Genomic DNA, 18,893 nt, shown 5'->3' with positions numbered 1-18,893 from the left:
TGTAAGGCCTGCCCTTTCCCCGGGGCCGGTCGGTCGGAAAGCAGCACCCCTCGGCATCCCCCGACGCCTTTCGGCCCGCCGCCCTCCCCGGACGTTCGCACAATCTCCTCAGTGCGCGTCGAGGGTGACGGTGAAGGAGAAACGGTCCCCCCGGTAGTGGATGCGGGCGATGTCGACGGCCCGCCCGTCCTCGTCGTAGGTGATCCCCGTGTAGTGGAGGATCGGGCTGAGCAGCGGCACCTGGAGCAGCCGGGCCGTCTCCGGGTCGGCCAGCCGCGCCTCGACGGTGTCCGTGATCCGGCTGATGCGCACCCCCACCATGTCGCGCAGCACCTTGGTCATGGGCCAGCGGGCGAGGTCCGCGACGTCGATGCGCTCGGCCACCTCCGGGCGGACCAGGTTCTCCGCCCAGTTCGTCGGCTCGCCCGACGCCTCGTCATGGCGCAGCCGCCGGTAGACGACCGCCTCGTCCAGGCCGGGGAAGTGCTCGGCCAATTCGGCCGGGACCGGCGCCGGGCCGTGGCCGAGAACGGCCGTGTGCTCGCCGGACTGCTGGGCGACGATCGTGTCCACCGAGCCCAGCAGCCGTACGGGCGAGGCGCGCCGGGCGCTCGGCTCGATGAACGTGCCCCGCCGGCGGTGCCGGGTGATGAGACCCTCCGCCTCCAGCTCCTTGAGCGCCTGCCGCATGGTCAGCACGCTGACGCCGTAGTGGGCCGCGAGGGCGTCCTCGGTGGGCAGGCGCAGCGGGTCGTCCGGTCGCCGGCCCAGTATCGAGGCGCGCAACGACTGCGACACCTGGTACCAGAGCGGTAGCTTGCGGTTGAGCGCGAGGGAGTCGGGGGCGAAGGTCACGGGGGCTCCGGGTCTGACAACGGGGGTGTCACTGACGGAAGTGGCGTTCCAGACCCTGCCACACCCGGTCGTATCCCGTCTGCAGGTGGTCTGCCCCGGCGGCCTGCGCCGAGAGCGTGATCGGCCAGCGGGTCTCGAACATGAACGCCAGACCGTCGTCGATCTTCTGGGGGGCCAGCTCGGCCGCGCTGGCCCGCTCGAAGGTCTCCCGGTCCGGCCCGTGCGCGGACATCATGTTGTGCAGCGAGCCGCCGCCGGGGACGAAACCCCCTTCACCGGCCGTCTTGGCGTCGTAGGCGCCCTCGATGAGGCCCATGTACTCGCTCATCACGTTCCGGTGGAAGTAGGGCGGCCGGAAGGTGTCCTCGCCCACGAGCCAGCGCGGCGCGAAGACGACGAAGTCCACGCCGGCCAGCCCCGGGGTGTCGGAGGGCGAGGTGAGCACGGTGAAGATGGACGGGTCCGGGTGGTCGTAGCTTATGGAGCCCAGCACATTGAACCGGCGCAGGTCGTAGACGTACGGCACGTGGTTGCCGTGCCAGGCGACGACGTCCAGCGGGGAGTGGCCGTACGTTGCCGACCAGAGGTTGCCGCAGAACTTGTTGATCACCTCCACGGGGCCCTCGACGTCTTCGTAGGCGGCGACCGGGGCCAGGAAGTCACGGGCGTTCGCCAGCCCGTTGGCGCCGATCGGGCCGAGGTCGGGGAGGGCGAAGGGCTGCCCGTAGTTCTCGCAGACGTAGCCGCGTGCGTCGGCGTCGAGGAGCTCCACCCGGAAGCGCACCCCGCGCGGGATCAGCGCCACGTGGCCGGGCTCGGCGCGCAGCAGCCCGAGCTCGGTGCGCAGCAGCAGCCCGCCCCGCTCGGGCACGATCAGCAGCTCCCCGTCGGAGTCGCTGAAGACGCGGTCCGTCATGGAGGCGTTCGCCGCGTACAGGTGGACGGCCATGCCGGCGCGCTGGGTGACGTCCCCGTTGCCGCCCAGGGTCCACAGGCCGGCGAGGAAGTCCGTGCCCTCCGGCGGCTCGGGCAGCGGGTTCCAGCGCAGCCGGTTGGGGTCGGGGACCGTCTCGGTGAAGGGGGCCGTGCGCAGGGCGCCGTTGGTGACGCGGGTGAAGCGCGGGTGCGCGGCGGAGGGCCGGATCCGGTACAGCCAGGACCGGCGGTTGTGGGCGCGGGGCTCGGTGAAGGCGCTGCCGCTGAGCTGCTCCGCGTAGAGGCCGAGGGGGGCCCGCTGCGGTGCGTTGCGGCCCAGGGGCAGGGCGCCGGGGAGGGCCTCGCTGCTGTGCTCGTTGCCGAAGCCGGGGGAGTAGACCAGCGCCTCCGCGGTCTTCCGCGCCCGCTCATTGCCCGTACCGCTCATCGCGTGCTCCCACTGCCGATGGATTCCTATGGGAGACCGTAGGATTCCCGGGCCGGGCGCGTCAATGGACCGGTCGCGGGCATGCGGAAGAACCGGCCGCCGGACGGGCCGCTGCCCGGGTCCCGCCGGAACCCGGGACGATCACACGGCGCGGGAACGATCGAGCGGTGCTGGGAACGATCGAGCGGTGCGGGCCGTGATCAGCCGGCCCGCTCGGCCCGCCACTGCGGCGACGGCAGGTGGATCAGCAGCAGGACGATCCCGGCCAGCGAGAAGATCCGCGTCGCGGCCTGCAGCCCGTTCCACTTCGTGGACTGCCACATCGCGAACCACTCCCCGCCGATGGCGATGAAGCCCAGCCCGAAGAGCAGCATGAGCATCAGGAGCCCCAGCGTGGTGGTCCGCCGGGCGGGCGCGAAGCCCTGGGCGGCCACCCCGCCGCGCCGCAGCCCCCGCACCCACAGGCCCGTGGCCGCGAGCAGCACGAGCGCCGCCAGCGTCTCCCAGACGATGATGGCCACATAGGCGATGTTCTGGAGCGTGGTGTCGGTGACGGCCCGCCACATCAGATCCCGGTCCTGGAACGTCGTGTCCATGGCCAGGACGTGGCGGACGAATTCCTGGTTGGTACCGAAGTCGGTGACATTGCCGAAGGCGACGAGCGTGATGTAGACCGCGATCGTGGCGGTCAGCGCCGTGGCCGCCACCGGCAGGGTGCGCTCGGCGGTCATGGGGTCATGCATGCCCGTCCGGCCGGGCCGCTACGCGCCGGCGGCCCGGGTCGTCCGCCCTAAGCGCCCGCTCAGGCCCGGGGTATGGTGTTCGTCCTTCCGGCACGGCACGGCAAGGCGCACAGCGAGTCGAGGCGAGGGGCCCCGCGCGGGCCCGGAGAGCGGGGCACCGAGATGGGCGCGCAGACGTCACGGACCGACGAGTGGGCCGACGTCACGCCCGACGCGGCGCGCCGGCTGCTGGCCGCAGGCGTGGCGGCCTTCGCCGAACGCGGCTACCACGCCACCACCACCCGCGACATCGCGGGCCGCGCGGGGATGAGCCCCGCCGCGCTCTACATCCACTACCGGACCAAGGAAGAGCTCCTTTACCGCATCAGCGGGGTCGGACACCGGCTCGCCCTCGACATCCTGTGCCGGGCCCGCGACGGCGCCGGCACCCCGGCCGAGCGCCTCGCCGAGGCCGTCCGCCGCTTCGTCCGCTGGCACGCCGAGCACCACACCACCGCGCGCGTCGTCCAGTACGAGCTCGGCGCGCTCGGCGAGGAGCACCGCGCCGAGATCGTCGCGCTGCGCCGGGAGACCGACGCCGCCGTCCGTTCGATCATCGAGGACGGCGTCGCCTCGGGCGACTTCGACGTCCCCGACGTCCGCGGCACCGCCCTCGCCGTGCTCTCCCTGTGCGTCGACGTCGCCCGCTGGTTCAACGCGGCGGGCGAGCGCACGCCCGCCGAGGTCGGCGACCTCTACGCGGACCTGGTGCTGCGCATGGCCGGCCACCCCGGGCCTTCGCCCCGACCGGCCTGACAGCGCCGTCACGTACAGTCTGAGCCGTGCCGCAGATTACGAAGAAGATTTGCGAGCTGACTGTCGGTCAGCTCTCGGCGCGCAGTGGCGCCGCCGTCTCCGCGCTCCACTTCTACGAGACCAAGGGCCTGATCAGCAGCAGGCGCACCTCGGGCAACCAGCGCCGCTACGACCGGGACGCGCTGCGTCGCGTCGCCTTCATCCGCGCGGCCCAGCGCGTCGGCATCCCGCTCGCCACGATCCGCGAGGCGCTGGCCGGGCTGCCCGACGGGCGCACGCCCAACCGGGCCGACTGGGCCCGGCTGTCCGAGGCGTGGCGGGTCGAACTGGACGCGCGGATAGCGCAGCTGGGCAAGTTGCGCGACAGCCTGGAGGACTGCATCGGCTGCGGCTGTCTCTCCCTCGACCGGTGCGCGCTGTCCAACCCCGACGACCGTTTCGGCAGCGTGGGCACCGGATCGATGCTCTACGGCCAGCGCGACGCGGGCTGACAGCTACGCGGGCTGACGGCGACGCGGGCTGACGGCGACGAGCGCGCGCCCGAGGGCGGTCCACGCTCCCCGGAGCGGTCCGGGGAGCGCGCTCACACCCCCGCGTACCGCCCGGCGAAGGCCCTCCGGTGCGCCGCGGCCAGCGCCGCCGGGGTGAGCACCGAGACGGGCACCACGATGCCGCAGTCGGTGCAGACGGGGCCTTCCAGCGGGTAGCGCTCCAGGTCCGTCCGCCATTCGACGCGCTCCTGCGCGCACACCGGGCAGGCGTCGCCGGGCGCGGACTCCATCGCCGCGATCACGCGGCGCAGCACGTCCGCGAGCCGGGCGTCGGGGGTGAGGTCGGGGGACGCGCAGGGCACGATGTCACAGCCGCCCCAGGTGTTGCGGTACCAGTCGTCGATGGCGCTGGGCTGGCGGATGCCGTGGTGCTTCTCCCGGCGGCGCCGGCCCGCGAAGCGGGCCTCGTACGCCAGCCAGACCTCGCGGGCCTCCTCCAGTTCGACGAGCGCGGCGATCAGCAGTGCGGGGTCGGGGGCCCGGTCGTCGGGGGCGAGGCCGACGCGGGCGCACAGATGGCGCCAGGTCGCCCGGTGCCCGTAGGGGGCGAAACGTTCGAGGCATTTGCGCAGGGATGTCCTGCGCAGCGCGATGGTGTTCCGTGGATTGCGCACTTCTCGGGCTAGTGCTCTGAAACCTGCCACTGCATCCCACCTCCGGCGGCGCGGACTCGGATCGACATGGAAGGGACGTAACGCACGGCCGATCGGATCCATCGGATTTTCGGATCCCGGCCCGCGTCACGGCGCCGACTCCGCTCTGCTACCCCCATCGGGCGGACAGATGTGGGGCATCACGAAGGTGGCGGATCCCGGTGCCGTGCTCAGCGCACCAGGCGCCCGGCCAGCAGGACGAGCCGGGCCAGCTCCCGGTGGCAGATGTCGCTGTGGGCACCGGTCGGCGGGCCGCCGCGCCGCACGACCGCCGAGGCGTCGACGTTCACACAGCCGTCGGCCGGCAACGGGCCGGTCAGGGCCCGGTCGAGGACGAGGGCCGCGGTGCCGGGCACGGCCTGGACGCCGTCGTGGCCCATGGCGCCCCAGCGGGGGTCGTTGAGGCCCAGCGGGTCCAGGCCGAGGAGGGAGTCCATGTCCCCGGAGACCCGGGAGGCCAGCGGGTAGAGCAGGCCGAGCGCCTGGTCGTGGCGCGAATGGCAGCAGACCACCGGGCCGTCGACCCGGCGCTGGAGCTCCTTGAGCGCCCCGGCGTGAGCGGGCGCGAAGGGCAGCCCGGGCGCGAAGGCGTAGTGCGAGAAGGCGCCTTGGAGCAGGGTGACGGAGCACACGCACCGCGCGCGCTCCGGCAGGCCGCGCAGCGCGAACGCGACGAGCCGTCCCCCGAAGCTGTGCCCCACCAGATGTACGCGCAGGCCGGCGCAGGTGCCGGCGACCTCCCCGAGGAGCCGTCCGAGCCCCGCCTCTCCCACCGTTCCCGCGCGTCGCTTGATCTCCCAGTAGGTCGCCTGGCGCAGCATCTCCAGCGCGCCGCCCCACAGCCGCTCCAGCGCGCCCGACAGTTCGGAGCGCGCGAGCCCGGCGAGGGCCAGGACGTCCGCGAAGCGCGCGCACACCCGCTCGGGGCTGCCGGTGAACATCGCGGGCTCGTCCGGCTCGCCCGCGCCCGGGTCCAGGTCGTGGACGTACGGATCGTCGGCGGGGCCCGTTCCTCGGCCACTCCGCCCCCGGGCGACCAGGCCGCGCGTGAGCGTCGCGAACTCCGCGAGCCGCGCCGGGTCCGCGGGCCGCCGCTCCAGCAGTTCGGCCAGCCGGTCCAGCACGGCCTCGCTGCCGGGGAAGACGGGGGCCAGCCCGGCCAGCGTGCCCGGGTCCAGCAGGGGGCCGGCCGCCGCTGCCGGGGGCCGGTCGGAGGGGAAGTCGGGTATGGGCTCGTCCGTGAAGCGCATGGAAGGCCAGATCACGCCCCCGTAGCCGAGACGCACGGGGCCACCGGTGGCGGAGGGGGCGGGGGAGTCGGCGAGCACGGCGGGGAACGGGGCGAAGAAGCGCTCGTAGAGGGCGGTGGCCATGGAGCGGGTGTTGTTCCAGCCGTGGGCGAAGACCACCAGATCGGTGATCCCCTGCTCCGCCACCCCCCTCACCAGGGCCTCCCGTTCGCCGGGGGCCATGTCCCCCTCGGCGTCGAACATCAGCTCCCAGTACGGCTGCACACCTATGACGGCCACGGCGTCCCCCTGCCAGGTCAGTTCGCGCGCATCGTCCTGCCGTCAAGAGGGTGTGTCCAGCCTTCCTTTGGCCTCTTCACCCGTTCGTGAGCAACGCTTCGAGCCCTTGTCCCTCGTGCAGGTGAACGAACCCGGGCAACTCCCCCCGCACCCCCGCCCCCGGGTGGCAAGATCCTCGACAGGGGGCCGCGCACGCGGCGCGGCACCGCACGCGGCGGAAGGCGGTGGTGGCCGATGCACAGCAGGACGGCGACGGCGGGAGCGACGGAGAGCGGCATCAGACCCGTGCCGCAGCGCCTGCTGGCCGCCGCCACCCGGCTCTTCGCCGAGCGGGGCTACGACCGCACGTCCGTCCAGGAGATCGTCGTGGCCGCGGGCGTCACCAAGGGCGCCCTGTACCACTACTTCGGCTCGAAGGACGACCTGCTGCACGAGGTGTACGGACGGGTCCTGCGGCTCCAGCAGGAGCGGCTGGACGCCCTCGCCGACGCCGACGCGCCCGTCGAGCGCCGGCTGCGGGACGCGGCGGCCGACGTGGTGGTGACGACCCTGGAGAACCTCGACGACACCACGATCTTCTTCCGCTCGATGCACCACCTCTCGCCCGACAAGCTCAAGCAGGTGCGCGCCGAACGGCGCCGCTACCACGAGCGGTTCAGGGCCCTGGTGGAGGAGGGACAGCGCACGGGCGTCTTCAGCCGGGCCACGCCCGCCGACCTCGTGGTGGACTACCACTTCGGCTCCGTCCACCACCTGGGCAGCTGGTACCGGCCGGACGGCGCGCTCAGCGCGCGGGCGGTCGCCGACCACCTCGCCGACCTGCTGCTGAGGGCCCTGCGCCCGTAGCCGACCCGGCGTCGCGCGCAGCGGCACCGTGCGCGCACCGGCACCGCACACCGGCTCGTTCCGCCCGGAGGCATCCGGGCCCCGGGCAACCGGGCAACCGGGTATCCGGGTATCCGGGTATCCGGGCGGAACGAGCCGGCCGAGGGGGCTAGGCGTACCCCTTGAGCTCGCGCCGGGCCAGCGACCGCCGGTGCACCTCGTCCGGCCCGTCGGCCAGCCGCAGCGTCCGCGCCGCGGCCCACAGCTCGGCCAGCGGGAAGTCCTGGCTCACGCCGCCCGCGCCGTGGAGCTGGACCGCCTTGTCGATGATCTCCGTCACCGTCCGCGGCGTCGCGATCTTGATGGCCTGGATCTCGGTGTGGGCACCCCGGTTGCCCACCATGTCCATCAGCCAGGCCGTCTTGAGCACCAGCAGCCGCAACTGCTCCACCGCCACCCGCGAGTCCGCGATCCACTCCTGGACCACGCCCTGTGCCGCGAGCGGCTTGCCGAAGGCCGTACGGGACACCGCCCGCCGGCACATCAGCTCGATCGCCCGCTCCGCCATGCCGATCAGCCGCATGCAGTGGTGGATGCGCCCCGGGCCCAGCCGGGCCTGGGCGATGGCGAAACCGCCGCCCTCCTCGCCGACCAGATGGTCCGCCGGGACCCGCACCCCGTCGAAGACGACCTCCGCGTGGCCGCCGTGGTAATGGTCCTCGTAGCCGTAGACCCGCATGGCACGCCGGACCTCGACGCCCGGGGTATCACGGGGGACCAGGACCATCGACTGCTGCCGGCGGATGTCGGCGCCCTCGGGATCGGTCTTGCCCATGACGATGAACACCCGGCAATCGGGGTGCAGCGCCCCGGAGATGTACCACTTGCGGCCGGTGATGACGTACGCGTCGCCGTCCCGCTCGATGCGCGTCTCGATGTTGGTGGCGTCGGACGAGGCCACGTCCGGCTCGGTCATCGCGAACGCCGAGCGGATCTCCCCGGCGAGCAGCGGCTCCAGCCAGCGCTTCTTCTGCTCCTCGGTGCCGAACTGGGCCAGCACCTCCATGTTCCCGGTGTCGGGGGCCGCGCAGTTGAGGGCGGTGGGGGCCAGCTGCGGGCTGCGACCGGTGATCTCGGCGAGCGGGGCGTACTGGAGGTTGGTGAGCCCGGCGCCATGCTCTTCGCCGGGCATGAAGAGATTCCACAGCCCCTGTCGCCGCGCCTCCGCCTTCAGCTCCTCGACGACCGGCGGCACCTCCCACGGCGACGCGAGCGCGGCCCGCTGCTCCTCCGCGACGGCCTCGGCCGGGTACACGTGCTCGTCCATGAAGGCGAGCAGCCGGGCCCGCAGTTCCTCGGTGCGGGCGTCGAATGCGAAGTCCATGCCGCTCAGCCCTTCCGGAGGGTGGCCAGGCCGTTGTCGATGAACAGCGGGACGAGCTCGCCGATGCGGTCGAAGCCCGCGCCGACCGTCCGCCCGAGGGTGTGACGGTAGTGGATGCCCTCCAGGATCACGGCGAGCTTGAAGTACGCGAAGGCCGTGTACCAGGGCAGGGCGGAGACGTCGCGGCCGGAGCGGGCGGCGTAGCGCTCCACGAGCTCGGACGGGTCCGGGTGCCCGGGCGCGCTGCCCGTGGCGGCGACGGGCGAACCGGGCACGGGCCGCTGCTCGCCGTACATCACCAGCAGCCCGAGGTCGGTGAGCGGATCGCCGAGCGTGGACATCTCCCAGTCCAGGACGGCCCGTACGGTGTCGTCGGCGCCGACCAGGACGTTGTCGAGCCGGTAGTCGCCGTGCGTCACGGCGGGCGCGGGGGAGTCCGGCAGGGCCTTCGTCAGCGTGGCGCGCAGCTCGTCGATGCCCGGCAGCTCACGGCTGCGGGACGCCTCCAGCTGGGTGCCCCACCGGCGCAACTGCCGCTCCAGGAAGCCCTCCGGGCGCCCGAAGTCCCCCAGCCCCACCGCCGCCGGGTCCACGGCGTGGAGCTCCACGAGCGTGTCGACGAGCGCCAGCGCCACCTGCCGCGTCCGGGCCGGGCCGATCGCGGCGAGCTGCTCCACCGTGCGGTAGGGCGTGCCGGGGACGAACTCCATTACGTAGAACGGCGCCCCGAGCACCTCCTCGTCCTCGCACAGCAGCAGCGCCTCCGGCACCGGCACGGGCGTGTCGCGCAGCGCGCTGATCACCCGGTGCTCGCGGGCCATGTCGTGGGCGGTGGCGAGGACATGGCCGAGCGGTGGCCTGCGCACCACCCAGGCGCCGCCCGAGCCGTCCCGCACCGCGTACGTGAGGTTGGACCGCCCCCCTTCAATCAGCTCGGCCTCCAGCGGCCCGGCCGTCAGCCCCGGCCGTTCCCGCTCCAGATATCCGCGCAACCGCTGTGGATCGAGCCCCGGCGGGGGACTGGCCTTGCTCATCGCGTGCTCCTTCGGGGGGAGTTCCCTGCTGACGCCGATCATGATGCCGACCGGTCGGTATGCCGTCCAGGGTGCGCCCCGAAGGGGCGCGGGGCTGCGACACCATGCGGCTCCGCCGCGCGGGCGCGACCAGCCACGACGCACCCGCAGACTGGAATCCCAGCGGAAGTGCTTACGCGTGGCAGGCGATGGGCCGGCCGCCGTTCATCGTCGCCATGTCGCCCAGGACCGTCAGAAGGTCCAGCGGCGTCCCCAGCGGGAGCCCGTCCAGCTCGGCGTAGGCGCGGTGGAGGTTGGCGACCAGGCGCTCGCTCTCGCGCAGGGTCGCGAACTCGCCGAGGTCGGCCTCGCGGGCGGCCTCCAGAGGGGTGCGGCCGGCGGCGTGGGAGGTGCGGGCGAGGTCCTCGACGTAGCGGAGGTAGCGCTCGACGGTGTCGTAGACGCCGGTGTCGGTGACCCGGCCGTGGCCCGGCACGACGATGCTCGCGTCCAGTCCGCGCAGGATCTCCAGGGCGCGCAGGGAGCCGCTGAGGGAGCCCATCATGATGAAGGGCGTCCCGCCGTTGAAGATCAGGTCGCCGGTGAACACGATCCCCTGGCCGGGGAGGTGGACGATGGTGTCGCCGAGGGTGTGGGCCGGGCCCGGGTGGAGGAGGCGCACCTCGGTGTCGCCGACGTGGACGGTCAGCTCGTCGGTGTAGGTGAGCGTGGGCGGGGTGACCTCGACGTGCCCGTAGTCGACCTCGGGCCAGGCGAGGTGGAGCTGGAGGCCCGCCGCGAGGGTCTCGCGGCGGCATTCGGCGTGGCCGATGACCGTCGCCTGCGGGGTGAAGACGCAGTTGCCGTAGGTGTGGTCGCCGTGGTGGTGGGTGTTGACGACGGTGGCCGGCAGCGGCGCGCCGCTCGCGACGACGGCCTCGCGCAGCAGCTTCGCCCGGCGCTCGGTGGCGGCCGTGTCGATGAGCAGGGTCCGCTCGCCGTCGGTCACGAACCCCGCGTTGTTCAGGCACCAGCCGCCGTCGGGCTGGATGTAGGCGGTCACGCCCGGGGCGAGCGGGACGGTGTACGGCTCGGTGCCTTCCGCCTCGGTGGTGGTCGGTGTCGTGTTCACGCTGGTCATGCGCTGGCCTCCCTCGCCGTCCGCCGCGGGGGTGGGCGGATCGGACCGCCCGTCAGAATACGGGCGGCTCAGCCGCGGTGTTCGAGCCCGGGCCGCAGCCGGTCCAGGAGCCCGTAGAGCGTGGTGCGCTCCGTCTCGTCCAGCGCGTCGAGCGCGCTGTGGGTGGCCTGCATCTCGGCCCGTACCCGGCGGATGGTCTCGTGGCCCTCGTCGGTGGCCACCACGTTCTTCACCCGGCGGTCGGACGGGTCGGGCTCGCGGCGGACGAGGCCGCGCGCCTCCAGCCGGTCGACGATGCCGGTGACGTTGGAGGCGTCGCAGACCAGCAGCGTGGCCAGCCCGCGCATCGGGACCGGGCCCTTGAGCTGGGCGAGCAGCTTGGCCTGGACGGAGGTGAGGCCGTGGCGGGCGGCGGCCGCCGCGAAGTCCTGCCACTGCGCGGTGCCGAGCGCCGCCACCAGCTCCAGGAGCTGGGCCTTGGACGGGGGCTGGGAGGTCGTGCCGGTCATGACTCAAGTGTACTCAAAGAGCTTGAAGGCTTAAATCATTAACTTGACTACCTGAAGTATCGGGTCTAGCGTGCTCTGGTTGCTTGACGATCTCAAGCATCAACATCGTGAAGTAACAGGCAGCGCGCCCGTAAGGAACCCCTCCCGCCCATGACCTCCCCAGCGTCCACCGCCCCCGCCCCGCAGCGGAACGAGACGGTGATCGTCTTCGCCCTGAGCCTGGCCGCCATGGTCGTCTCGATGATGCAGACCCTGGTGGTGCCGATCCTCGGCCTCATCCAGAAGGACCTCCACACCTCGTCCGCGAACGTCAGCTGGGTCACCACCGCGACCCTGCTCTCCGCCGCCGTCTTCACCCCGCTGCTCGGCCGCTTCGGCGACCAGCACGGCAAGAAGAAGACCCTGGTGGCCGTCCTGGTCGTCATGGTCGCGGGCTCCGTCCTCGCGGCCGTCACCCACTCCCTGCTCTGGCTCATCGTCGGCCGCGTCCTCCAGGGCGCCGCCACCGCGATCTTCCCGCTGGCGCTCTCCGTGCTCCGCGAGGAGGTCCGCCCGGCCCGGCTGCCCGGCGCGATGGCCATGGTCAGCGGCACCCTCGCCTTCGGCAGCGGCCTGGCGCTCGTCGCCACCGGCCTGCTGACCTCCGGCGACGACCCCGACTACCGCAGCGCCTTCTGGCTGGCCACCGGCCTCGCCGCGCTCGCCCTCATCGCCGTCGCCACCCTCGTCCCCGCCACCCGGCAGACCACCGGCGGCCGCACCGACGTCCTCGGCGCGCTGACCCTGGCCGCCACCCTCGTCCTGCTCCTGCTGCCCATCACCCAGGGCCACGAGTGGGGCTGGGCCTCCGCCCGGACGATCGGCTGCTTCGCCGGCGCCGCGGCGACGGCCGCGATATGGACGCTCGTCGAGCGCAAGGTGCGCGAGCCGCTCGTCGACATGCGGATGTTCGCCCACCCGCCGGTGCTCTTCGCCAACATCGCCGGCCTGCTCGTCGGCTTCGGCTCCTTCGCCCTCTTCATCGGCGTCTCCTACCTGGTGCAGATGCCCTCGAAGATCGCCGGATACGGCTTCGACGCGACCGTCCTGCGCGCCTCCGTCGAGTTCCTGCTGCCCAGCACCGTCGTCTCCCTGCTCGCCGCGCCCGTCGGCGGCCAGCTCGTCCGCCACAAGGGCCCCCGTCTGGTCCTGCTGCTGGCCTCGGTCATCGGCACCGCCGGATTCGTGTGGATCGCGCTCGACCACGAGCACGCCTACGCCGTGATCGCCGCCGGCATGTGCGTCGGCGCGGCCATCAGCTTCGGCTACGCGGCCATGCCCGCCGTGATCGTCGCCAGCGTCCCCCACCACCAGACCGGCATCGCCAACGGCATCAACTCCATCTCCCGCTCCACCGGCAGCGCCATCGGCAGCGCGATGATCACCACGGTCCTCGCCTCCAAGAGCGTCGAGCACCTGCCGCCGGGCGCCCCCAAGCTGCCCGCCGAGAGCCAGTTCACCCTCACCTTCGTGATCGCGGGCACCGCGTTCCTCCTGGTCGCGGCCGTGGCCGCGCTGGGCCTGCGGAAGATCCGCGCCCTGGGCGACACCGCGGTGGCGGCCCCGGCCCCGGCGGCCGAGGCTGGGACCACCGCACCCGTCACCCGCTGACCCCTACGACACCCCGAGAAGGAGCGAGCGCCATGAAGGCTGTCAGCTACCGGGCCTATGGCGGCCCCGAGGTCCTCGAGTACGGCGACGACCTGCCCCGCCCGAAGGTCGGCCCGGACTCCGTCCTGGTCGAGGTCAAGGCGGCGGCCGTCAACCCTGTCGACTGGAAGGCCCGCGAGGGCTACCTCGACGGCATGATCCAGCCCGTCTTCCCGGTCGTGCCCGGCTGGGACGTCTCGGGCGTCGTCGTCGGCCTCGGCGCGGACACCCCGGAGTTCCAGGTGGGCGACGAGGTCATCGGCTACGTCCGCGAGGACTTCCTCTCCCGGGGCACCTTCGCCGAGTACGTCGCCGCCCCCGTGCGCACCCTGGCCCCCAAGCCCGCCGGCCTCACCTTCGAGGAGGCCGCCGCCCTGCCCCTGGCGGGGCTGACCGCCCTCCAGTCGCTGCGCGCGGTACGGGCCGGCGAGGGCGACACCGTACTGATCCACGGCGCCTCCGGGGGCGTGGGCTCCATGGCCGTCCAGCTCGCCCGCCGGCTCGGCGCGCGCGTCATCGGCACGGCGAGCGAGCGCAACCACGACTACCTGCGCGGCCTGGGCGCCGAGCCCGTCACCTACGGCGACGGCCTCGCCGAGCGCGTCCGGGCCCTGGCGCCCGGCGGTGTGGACGCCGTGCTCGACCTCGTCGGCGGCGGCGCCGTCGCGACCTCGCCCGACGTCACCGCGCCCGGCGCCCGCCTGGTCTCCATCGCCGACCCGGCCGCCACCGAGTTCGGCGGCCGGGTGCTGTGGGTCCGCCCCGACCCGGCCGACCTGACGGAACTGAGCCGGCTGGCGGGGGAGGGCGCCCTCAAGGTCGAGGTGGCCGAGGTCTTCCCGCTGGAGCGGACGGCGGACGCGCACCGGCGCAGCGCCGAGGGGCACACGAGGGGGAAGATCGTGGTGACGGTCTAGCGGTTCTCGTCCGGCGCCCCGGGACCGGGGTCCGGGGCGGAGCCCCGGTGCTCGCGCAGCCGAACGTACGCCTCCAGCCCGTCCGGCACCCACTCCCACTCGTCCAGCCGAGCCGCCACCTCCTCCTCGGGGAGGAAGTCCCACCAGGCGACTTCCTCCTCCTGCGGCGAGACCGGAAGGTCGCAGCGGACCTCGTACACCGCCGACCACCACCCGCCCCCCGCCCCCCGGTAGAGGAAGCGGAACAGCGGCGTGGGCGCCGGGAGGCCGCTGACCCCCAGCTCCTCCTCCGCCTCCCGCAGCGCGGCCTCGTCGTACGACTCGCCCGCCCCGACCACCCCGCCGACGAACATGTCGTACCGCGAGGGGAAGACCAGCTTCCGGTCCGTCCGGCGGTGGACGAACAGCCGCCCCCGCGCGTCGCGCGCCTGGACGAACACGCACCGGTGGAGCAGCCCCTCGGCGTACACCGCGCCGCGCGGCGCCTGCCCCACGACCCGGTCGTGTTCGTCGACGATGTCCAGCACCTCATCCGCCCCGAGCGGCGGTAGCTGATCGGTCATGGCCCCATCCAACCAGCACCGGCCACCGCCGCCGGGCGGGGCGTCGGGGGCGTCAGTGCGGCTGCAGATCCCGTACCCGACCGGCCTCCGCCATACCGGACGGCATCGCCGGATGCCGTCCGATCAGCACGATGCCGCACACGATCGCCACCAGCCCCGCCGCCTGCACGGCCAGCGCCGCCGGCGTCGTCCGCAACTGGTCGCCCATGAACCCCACCCCGCACGCGATCCCCGCCAGCGGCTGCGCCGCCGTCAGCGCGGGCAGCGACATCCGCAGCGGGGCCGTCTCGAAGGCGCTCTGCACCAGCACCAGCGCCGTCACCCCGAGCGCCAGCACCGCGTAGGGCTGCCAGCCGGTGACGAGCTCCCGCCAGCCCCCGTGGGTGAACCGGGTGCCGCTCACCCGCGTCAGCGCGTCCTGCACGCCGTACAGCAGCCCCGCCGCGACCGCCAGCAGGGCCGCCTCCGTGCTCATCCGCACCCGCTTGGAGACCGCCGCCAGCAGCAGCGCGGTGCCCACCATGATCCCGACGATCAGCCAGTGCCGCAGGGGATCGGTGACCGTCCGTCCGCCGTGCGGGCGTCCGGCGATCACGAAGGCCGCCACCCCGCCCGCCAGCAGCCACAGCCCGCCCCAGCCGCTGCGGCCGAGCGGCTGCTTGGTCTGCCAGCGGGAGAGGGCCATGGCGAACAGCAGGTTCGTCGCCATCAGCGGGTCGACCAGCGACACCTCGCCCCGGCTCAGCGCGATGGCGCCCAGGGCCATCCCGCAGACCATCAGCGCGATGCCCGCCAGCCAGCGCGGCATCCGGGCGAGGTCCAGCAGCAGCCGGAGGGAGAGGAAGTCGCTCATGGGCGCCCGCTGCGCGGCGTTCTGCTGGAGGACGAACCCCACGCCCAGACAGCACGCCGCACCCAGGGCGACTGCGAAGACCATCACGTCGCGCACCTCAAGACCTCGCGGTCGTAGGAGACTTGACAGCAGAACGATAGCCGCCTTATGGGCGGTCCGACGGTCGAGTACCCCCCTTTCGGCCGTTCATCCGGGCCGGGGACCGAAGACATTGAACTGCTGTTCCTCGTACTGATGTGCGACAAGGGGGTGACGGGAGGGGGTCACGGGCAACTGGAGCGGACAGCACCTTATTTGACGTGATGTCAGCATCGGTGACCGCCCTTGACGCGGAGCAGTGACTACCGGTTTGCTGTGCGTGATCGGAACGAAGGAAGAGGGGACGTACGCCGTGGAGGAAGCCCGCTGATGACGCCCCCACCCCCCTTGGGCCGCCACCGGAACAAGGACGGGCTGACCTTCGACCCCGCCCTCGACGACACCGAGCTCGCCACCGTCCGCGACGCCCTGGCCCGCGGCCGCTGGGCCGACGCCCGGCAGCTCCTCGCCCGCACCGGCGACGACTGGGACCGCCGGGGCCACCGCCTCGTCGTCCTCGCCGAGGCCCCCACCAGCGCCACCTGGGCTCGCGACTGGCTGCTCGCCGAGCCCGACAGCCCCGACGCCGCCACCCTCCTCGCCTGCGCCGGCGTCCTCCGCTGCCTCGCCGGCAAGGAGACCCCCGAGACCGCCCACGCGCTGTGCCTGGCCGCCGCCCGGCTGGCCCCCCGCGACCCCACCCCCTGGCTGGCCGTCCTCATCCTGGCCCGCCGCACCGGCACCGCCGACGAACGCGTCCGCGCCTTCGACCAGGTCCGCGCCCGCCACCGTGACCACCACCACGCCCACCACCTCATGGCCGCCTGCCTGGCCGAGCGCCAGGAGGGCGACCGCGACGACCCCCTCCACGAGGTCTACGACTTCGCCGCCTGGGCCGCCGAACAAGCACCCGCCGACTCGCCCCTGGCCGTCCTGCCCGTCGTCGCCCACGCCGAGCGCTACCGCGCCCTCGCCCGCGCCGGGCTGGAGCCGGGCGACCCCGCCCGGTCCACGCACTGGACCACGCGCCGGGCCCGCCAGGTGATGAAGGCCGCCTTCGACTGGTGGCTGGAATGGGACATCGACGAGGACACCGCGGACGGCACGGCCACCACGACCGCCGCCACCGCCCACCCCCGGCGCAAGGTCGACCTGAACTACCTCGCCCACGCCAAGCTCCACGAAGGCCGCCTCGCCGAGGCCGCCGCCCTCCTCACCCGCATCGGCCCGCACGCCACCCGGGTCCCCTGGACCTACCCGGACCGGGACCCCGGCGCGGCCTTCCGGGCCGCCCGCCGCACCGCGCTCGGCGCGACATGAGCCCCGGTGCCGCACCCCCGGCACCCCCGCATCCCCCCTACTCCTCGCACCCCCCGCGCTCCCCACCGGAAGGACCCTCCCGCATGTCGACCGGCACCACGCGCGAGATCAGCACCTTCAAGGGCCCGGAGAGACGCCTGCGCGCCGGCCGCATCGGAGTCGCGGGCCTGCTGCTGTCGGTCGTCGCCGCCAGCGCCCCCCTGGTGGTCACCGCGGGCGTGATGCCCACCACCTACGGCACGATGGGGATCATCGGACAACCCCTGCTCTTCGTCCTCGTCGGCGTCGTCCTGACCCTCTTCAGCGTCGGCTACGCCGAGCTGAGCCGCCACGTCCACAACGCCGGCGCCTTCTACGCCTACATCGCCCGCGGCCTCGGCGGCACGGTCGGCGCCGCCGCCTCCGTCGTCGCCCTCGTCGCCTACAGCGCCATGCAGTTCGCCATCTACGGCATCTTCGGCCACGAGTTCTCCGGCCTCCTGCGCCGGCACCTCGGCATCGACCTCGACTGGTGGGTCCCCGCCCTCGCCGCCGTGGCCGTCGTCGGCGCCCTCGGCTGGCTCAAGCTGGACCTCAACGTCAAGGTCCTCGGCACCCTGCTCCTCGTCGAGTGCGCCACGGTCGTCGTCTTCGACGTCACCTGCCTCGGCCGCCCCGGCCCCGAAGGCGTCTCCCTCCGCGCCTTCGACCCCACCGCCCTCGCCGGCGCCGGGCTCGGCACCGCCCTCTGCTTCACCGTCGCCGCCTTCGTCGGCTTCGAACAGGCCGCCGTCTACGCCGAGGAGGCCAACCGCCCCCAGATCGTCGTCGCCCGCGTGACCTTCCTCGCCGCCGCCTTCGTCGCCCTCTTCTACGCCCTCGGCTCCTGGGCCCTGACCGTCGCCACCGGCCCCTCGCACATCGTCGCCGCCTCCCGCGAGAAGGGGACCGACCTCCTCTTCGCCCTCACCGAGGACCGCCTCGGCACCACCTTCACCGACCTGACGCACCTCTTCTACGTCACCGGCATGTTCGCCGCGATGCTGAGCTTCCACAACGTCGTCGCCCGCTACGCCTTCGCCATGGGCCGCGACGGACTCCTCCCCGCCGCCCTCGGCCGCACCGCGGGCGGCAGCGGCGCGCCCGCCTACGGATCGCTGCTCCAGAGCGTCGTCTCGCTGCTGGCCGTGGCCGTCTTCGCCGTCACCGACGACCGGCCGCAGGGCGACCCCACCGCGCCCGTCATCCGGCTCTTCACCTGGATGGGCAACGTCGGGGCGCTAGGCGTCATCCTCCTCATGGCCACCGCCAGCGCCGCCGTCATCGTCTTCTTCGTCCGGCGCGGCGCCGGCCGGACCCAGGCCCCCCGGCTGGCCGCCTCCGCCGCCGCCTGCGCGGCCCTGCTCGGCATCGTCGGCTACGCGGTCAAGGACTTCCACGTCCTCGTCGGCGCCGGCGCGGGCTCGGCCCTCGGCTGGATCCTGCCCGGCATCATCGGCGCGGCCGTCGTCCTCGGTGTGATCCACGGACTGGTGCTCCGGGCGGTACGGCCCGACGTCCACGCCCGGATAGGGCTCGGCAACGAGGCGTTCCAGCTGGAGAAGGCGGCCGCGTCGGCCAGGAGTTCCTCATGAGCGGCAGGGGCGCCCCTCAGCCCTCGAGTGCCTTGCCCACCCGCCGGGAGACCGTGAACTCGTACAGGTCGAGCACCCCCGGCGGCTCCGCCAGCCCCGGCCCGCCGGCGCGCACCCACGCGGCGATGTCAGCCAGCGCCTCGTCGTCGTTGACCAGTCCCAGCCACACGGGCCGCCCCCCGGCCGCCCTGCCAGCCGCCGACGGCTGCACCACGATCACGTTCGCCTGGTCGCACACGTCCAGGCACTCCGACGCCCGCACCTGCGCCGCCCCGTCCAGGGCCTCCCGCAGCCGGGGTATCTGCCCGGCGTGATCGACTCCGGGGACCTTCGCCGGGTCGCCGCAGCAGCAGCCGCGACAGACCGTGATCCGGCAGGGGGCGGCGGAGGCGGGCCGAGCGGCCTTCTTGGTGATCATCGGGCGATGATACGCACGCGGATACGCACACGCCCGGACAGCGAAAAACCCCGGCCATCCGGCCGGGGTCTCCCGTGTTCC

At 73.4% G+C, this 18,893-nt stretch carries 19 protein-coding genes; 7 read left to right on the top strand and 12 right to left on the bottom strand.

Features of this window, described 5'->3' with window-relative positions:
- Positions 1-108: 108 nt before the first annotated feature.
- From ACX9I7_RS27635 to ACX9I7_RS27625, 3 genes are all read right to left on the bottom strand, one after another.
- Entirely contained in the window at positions 109-855 is a 747-nt protein-coding gene (locus ACX9I7_RS27635) for a GntR family transcriptional regulator (RefSeq protein ID WP_387577079.1), read from the bottom strand.
- Positions 856-883: 28 nt separating this feature from the next.
- Positions 884-2,218, bottom strand: coding sequence for a homogentisate 1,2-dioxygenase (gene hmgA / locus ACX9I7_RS27630; RefSeq protein ID WP_387577081.1), 1,335 nt, complete (start codon positions 2,216-2,218; stop codon positions 884-886).
- A 200-nt stretch (positions 2,219-2,418) separates the two neighbouring features.
- Positions 2,419-2,949 (bottom strand): DUF2165 domain-containing protein, encoded by a 531-nt coding sequence (locus ACX9I7_RS27625; RefSeq protein WP_459388863.1) that lies wholly within the window; start codon positions 2,947-2,949, stop codon positions 2,419-2,421.
- A gap of 174 nt (positions 2,950-3,123) precedes the next feature.
- On the opposite strand from ACX9I7_RS27625, the gene ACX9I7_RS27620 reads away from it, so the two are divergent.
- Together ACX9I7_RS27620 and soxR are read left to right on the top strand one after the other, a co-directional pair.
- Positions 3,124-3,756: a TetR/AcrR family transcriptional regulator gene (locus ACX9I7_RS27620; RefSeq protein WP_189453681.1), complete on the top strand. Its 633-nt coding sequence runs from the start codon at positions 3,124-3,126 to the stop codon at positions 3,754-3,756.
- A 26-nt stretch (positions 3,757-3,782) separates the two neighbouring features.
- Positions 3,783-4,247: a redox-sensitive transcriptional activator SoxR gene (gene soxR / locus ACX9I7_RS27615; RefSeq protein ID WP_126913473.1), complete on the top strand. Its 465-nt coding sequence runs from the start codon at positions 3,783-3,785 to the stop codon at positions 4,245-4,247.
- A gap of 92 nt (positions 4,248-4,339) precedes the next feature.
- Here the strand turns inward: soxR and ACX9I7_RS27610 are convergent, their stop codons facing one another.
- Positions 4,340-4,951 (bottom strand): hypothetical protein, encoded by a 612-nt coding sequence (locus ACX9I7_RS27610; RefSeq protein WP_387577087.1) that lies wholly within the window; start codon positions 4,949-4,951, stop codon positions 4,340-4,342.
- 179 nt (positions 4,952-5,130) lie between these two features.
- On the bottom strand, positions 5,131-6,474 hold the full coding sequence (locus ACX9I7_RS27605; RefSeq protein ID WP_459388877.1) for an alpha/beta fold hydrolase: 1,344 nt from the start codon (positions 6,472-6,474) through the stop codon (positions 5,131-5,133).
- Positions 6,475-6,723: 249 nt separating this feature from the next.
- Between ACX9I7_RS27605 and ACX9I7_RS27600 the strand changes: the two genes are divergently transcribed.
- Positions 6,724-7,335, top strand: coding sequence for a TetR/AcrR family transcriptional regulator (locus tag ACX9I7_RS27600; RefSeq protein ID WP_358622144.1), 612 nt, complete (start codon positions 6,724-6,726; stop codon positions 7,333-7,335).
- Positions 7,336-7,483: 148 nt separating this feature from the next.
- On the opposite strand, the gene ACX9I7_RS27595 is transcribed toward ACX9I7_RS27600, so the two are convergent.
- The 4 genes from ACX9I7_RS27595 to ACX9I7_RS27580 all read right to left on the bottom strand — a co-directional run bounded on the left by ACX9I7_RS27595 (position 7,484) and on the right by ACX9I7_RS27580 (position 11,361).
- Complete coding sequence (locus ACX9I7_RS27595; RefSeq protein WP_459388862.1) at positions 7,484-8,698, bottom strand: acyl-CoA dehydrogenase family protein; 1,215 nt, start codon at positions 8,696-8,698, stop codon at positions 7,484-7,486.
- Positions 8,699-8,703: 5 nt separating this feature from the next.
- Positions 8,704-9,732 carry a phosphotransferase family protein gene (locus ACX9I7_RS27590; protein ID WP_459388861.1) on the bottom strand — a complete coding sequence of 343 codons (1,029 nt, stop codon included), beginning with the start codon at positions 9,730-9,732 and terminating at the stop codon, positions 8,704-8,706.
- A 172-nt stretch (positions 9,733-9,904) separates the two neighbouring features.
- Positions 9,905-10,852: an MBL fold metallo-hydrolase gene (locus tag ACX9I7_RS27585; RefSeq protein WP_387577093.1), complete on the bottom strand. Its 948-nt coding sequence runs from the start codon at positions 10,850-10,852 to the stop codon at positions 9,905-9,907.
- A 68-nt stretch (positions 10,853-10,920) separates the two neighbouring features.
- Positions 10,921-11,361 (bottom strand): MarR family winged helix-turn-helix transcriptional regulator, encoded by a 441-nt coding sequence (locus tag ACX9I7_RS27580; RefSeq protein WP_459388860.1) that lies wholly within the window; start codon positions 11,359-11,361, stop codon positions 10,921-10,923.
- 150 nt (positions 11,362-11,511) lie between these two features.
- Between ACX9I7_RS27580 and ACX9I7_RS27575 the strand changes: the two genes are divergently transcribed.
- A complete protein-coding gene (locus tag ACX9I7_RS27575; RefSeq protein ID WP_387577097.1) occupies positions 11,512-13,011 on the top strand; it encodes an MFS transporter in 1,500 nt (499 codons plus the stop codon).
- A gap of 32 nt (positions 13,012-13,043) precedes the next feature.
- Positions 13,044-13,967 carry an NADP-dependent oxidoreductase gene (locus tag ACX9I7_RS27570; protein WP_387577099.1) on the top strand — a complete coding sequence of 308 codons (924 nt, stop codon included), beginning with the start codon at positions 13,044-13,046 and terminating at the stop codon, positions 13,965-13,967.
- Here ACX9I7_RS27570 and ACX9I7_RS27565 read toward each other — a convergent pair.
- Positions 13,964-14,530: an NUDIX hydrolase gene (locus tag ACX9I7_RS27565; protein WP_459388859.1), complete on the bottom strand. Its 567-nt coding sequence runs from the start codon at positions 14,528-14,530 to the stop codon at positions 13,964-13,966. The two genes, ACX9I7_RS27570 and ACX9I7_RS27565, sit on opposite strands and share 4 nt — an antisense overlap.
- A gap of 52 nt (positions 14,531-14,582) precedes the next feature.
- Positions 14,583-15,467, bottom strand: a complete 885-nt coding sequence (locus ACX9I7_RS27560; RefSeq protein WP_126917911.1) for a DMT family transporter — start codon at positions 15,465-15,467, stop codon at positions 14,583-14,585.
- A 324-nt stretch (positions 15,468-15,791) separates the two neighbouring features.
- Between ACX9I7_RS27560 and ACX9I7_RS27555 the strand changes: the two genes are divergently transcribed.
- Together ACX9I7_RS27555 and ACX9I7_RS27550 are read left to right on the top strand one after the other, a co-directional pair.
- Positions 15,792-16,781, top strand: a complete 990-nt coding sequence (locus tag ACX9I7_RS27555; RefSeq protein WP_387577103.1) for a hypothetical protein — start codon at positions 15,792-15,794, stop codon at positions 16,779-16,781.
- A gap of 83 nt (positions 16,782-16,864) precedes the next feature.
- A complete protein-coding gene (locus ACX9I7_RS27550) occupies positions 16,865-18,394 on the top strand; it encodes an APC family permease (RefSeq protein WP_459388858.1) in 1,530 nt (509 codons plus the stop codon).
- A gap of 16 nt (positions 18,395-18,410) precedes the next feature.
- On the opposite strand, the gene ACX9I7_RS27545 is transcribed toward ACX9I7_RS27550, so the two are convergent.
- Positions 18,411-18,812 (bottom strand): (2Fe-2S) ferredoxin domain-containing protein, encoded by a 402-nt coding sequence (locus ACX9I7_RS27545; protein ID WP_206279818.1) that lies wholly within the window; start codon positions 18,810-18,812, stop codon positions 18,411-18,413.
- Positions 18,813-18,893: the final 81 nt, after the last annotated feature.

The organism is Streptomyces sp. L500 (assembly GCF_054551825.1).
Note: the sequence above shows the minus strand (reverse complement) of the source record. Positions and strands in the feature narration are given on the sequence as shown.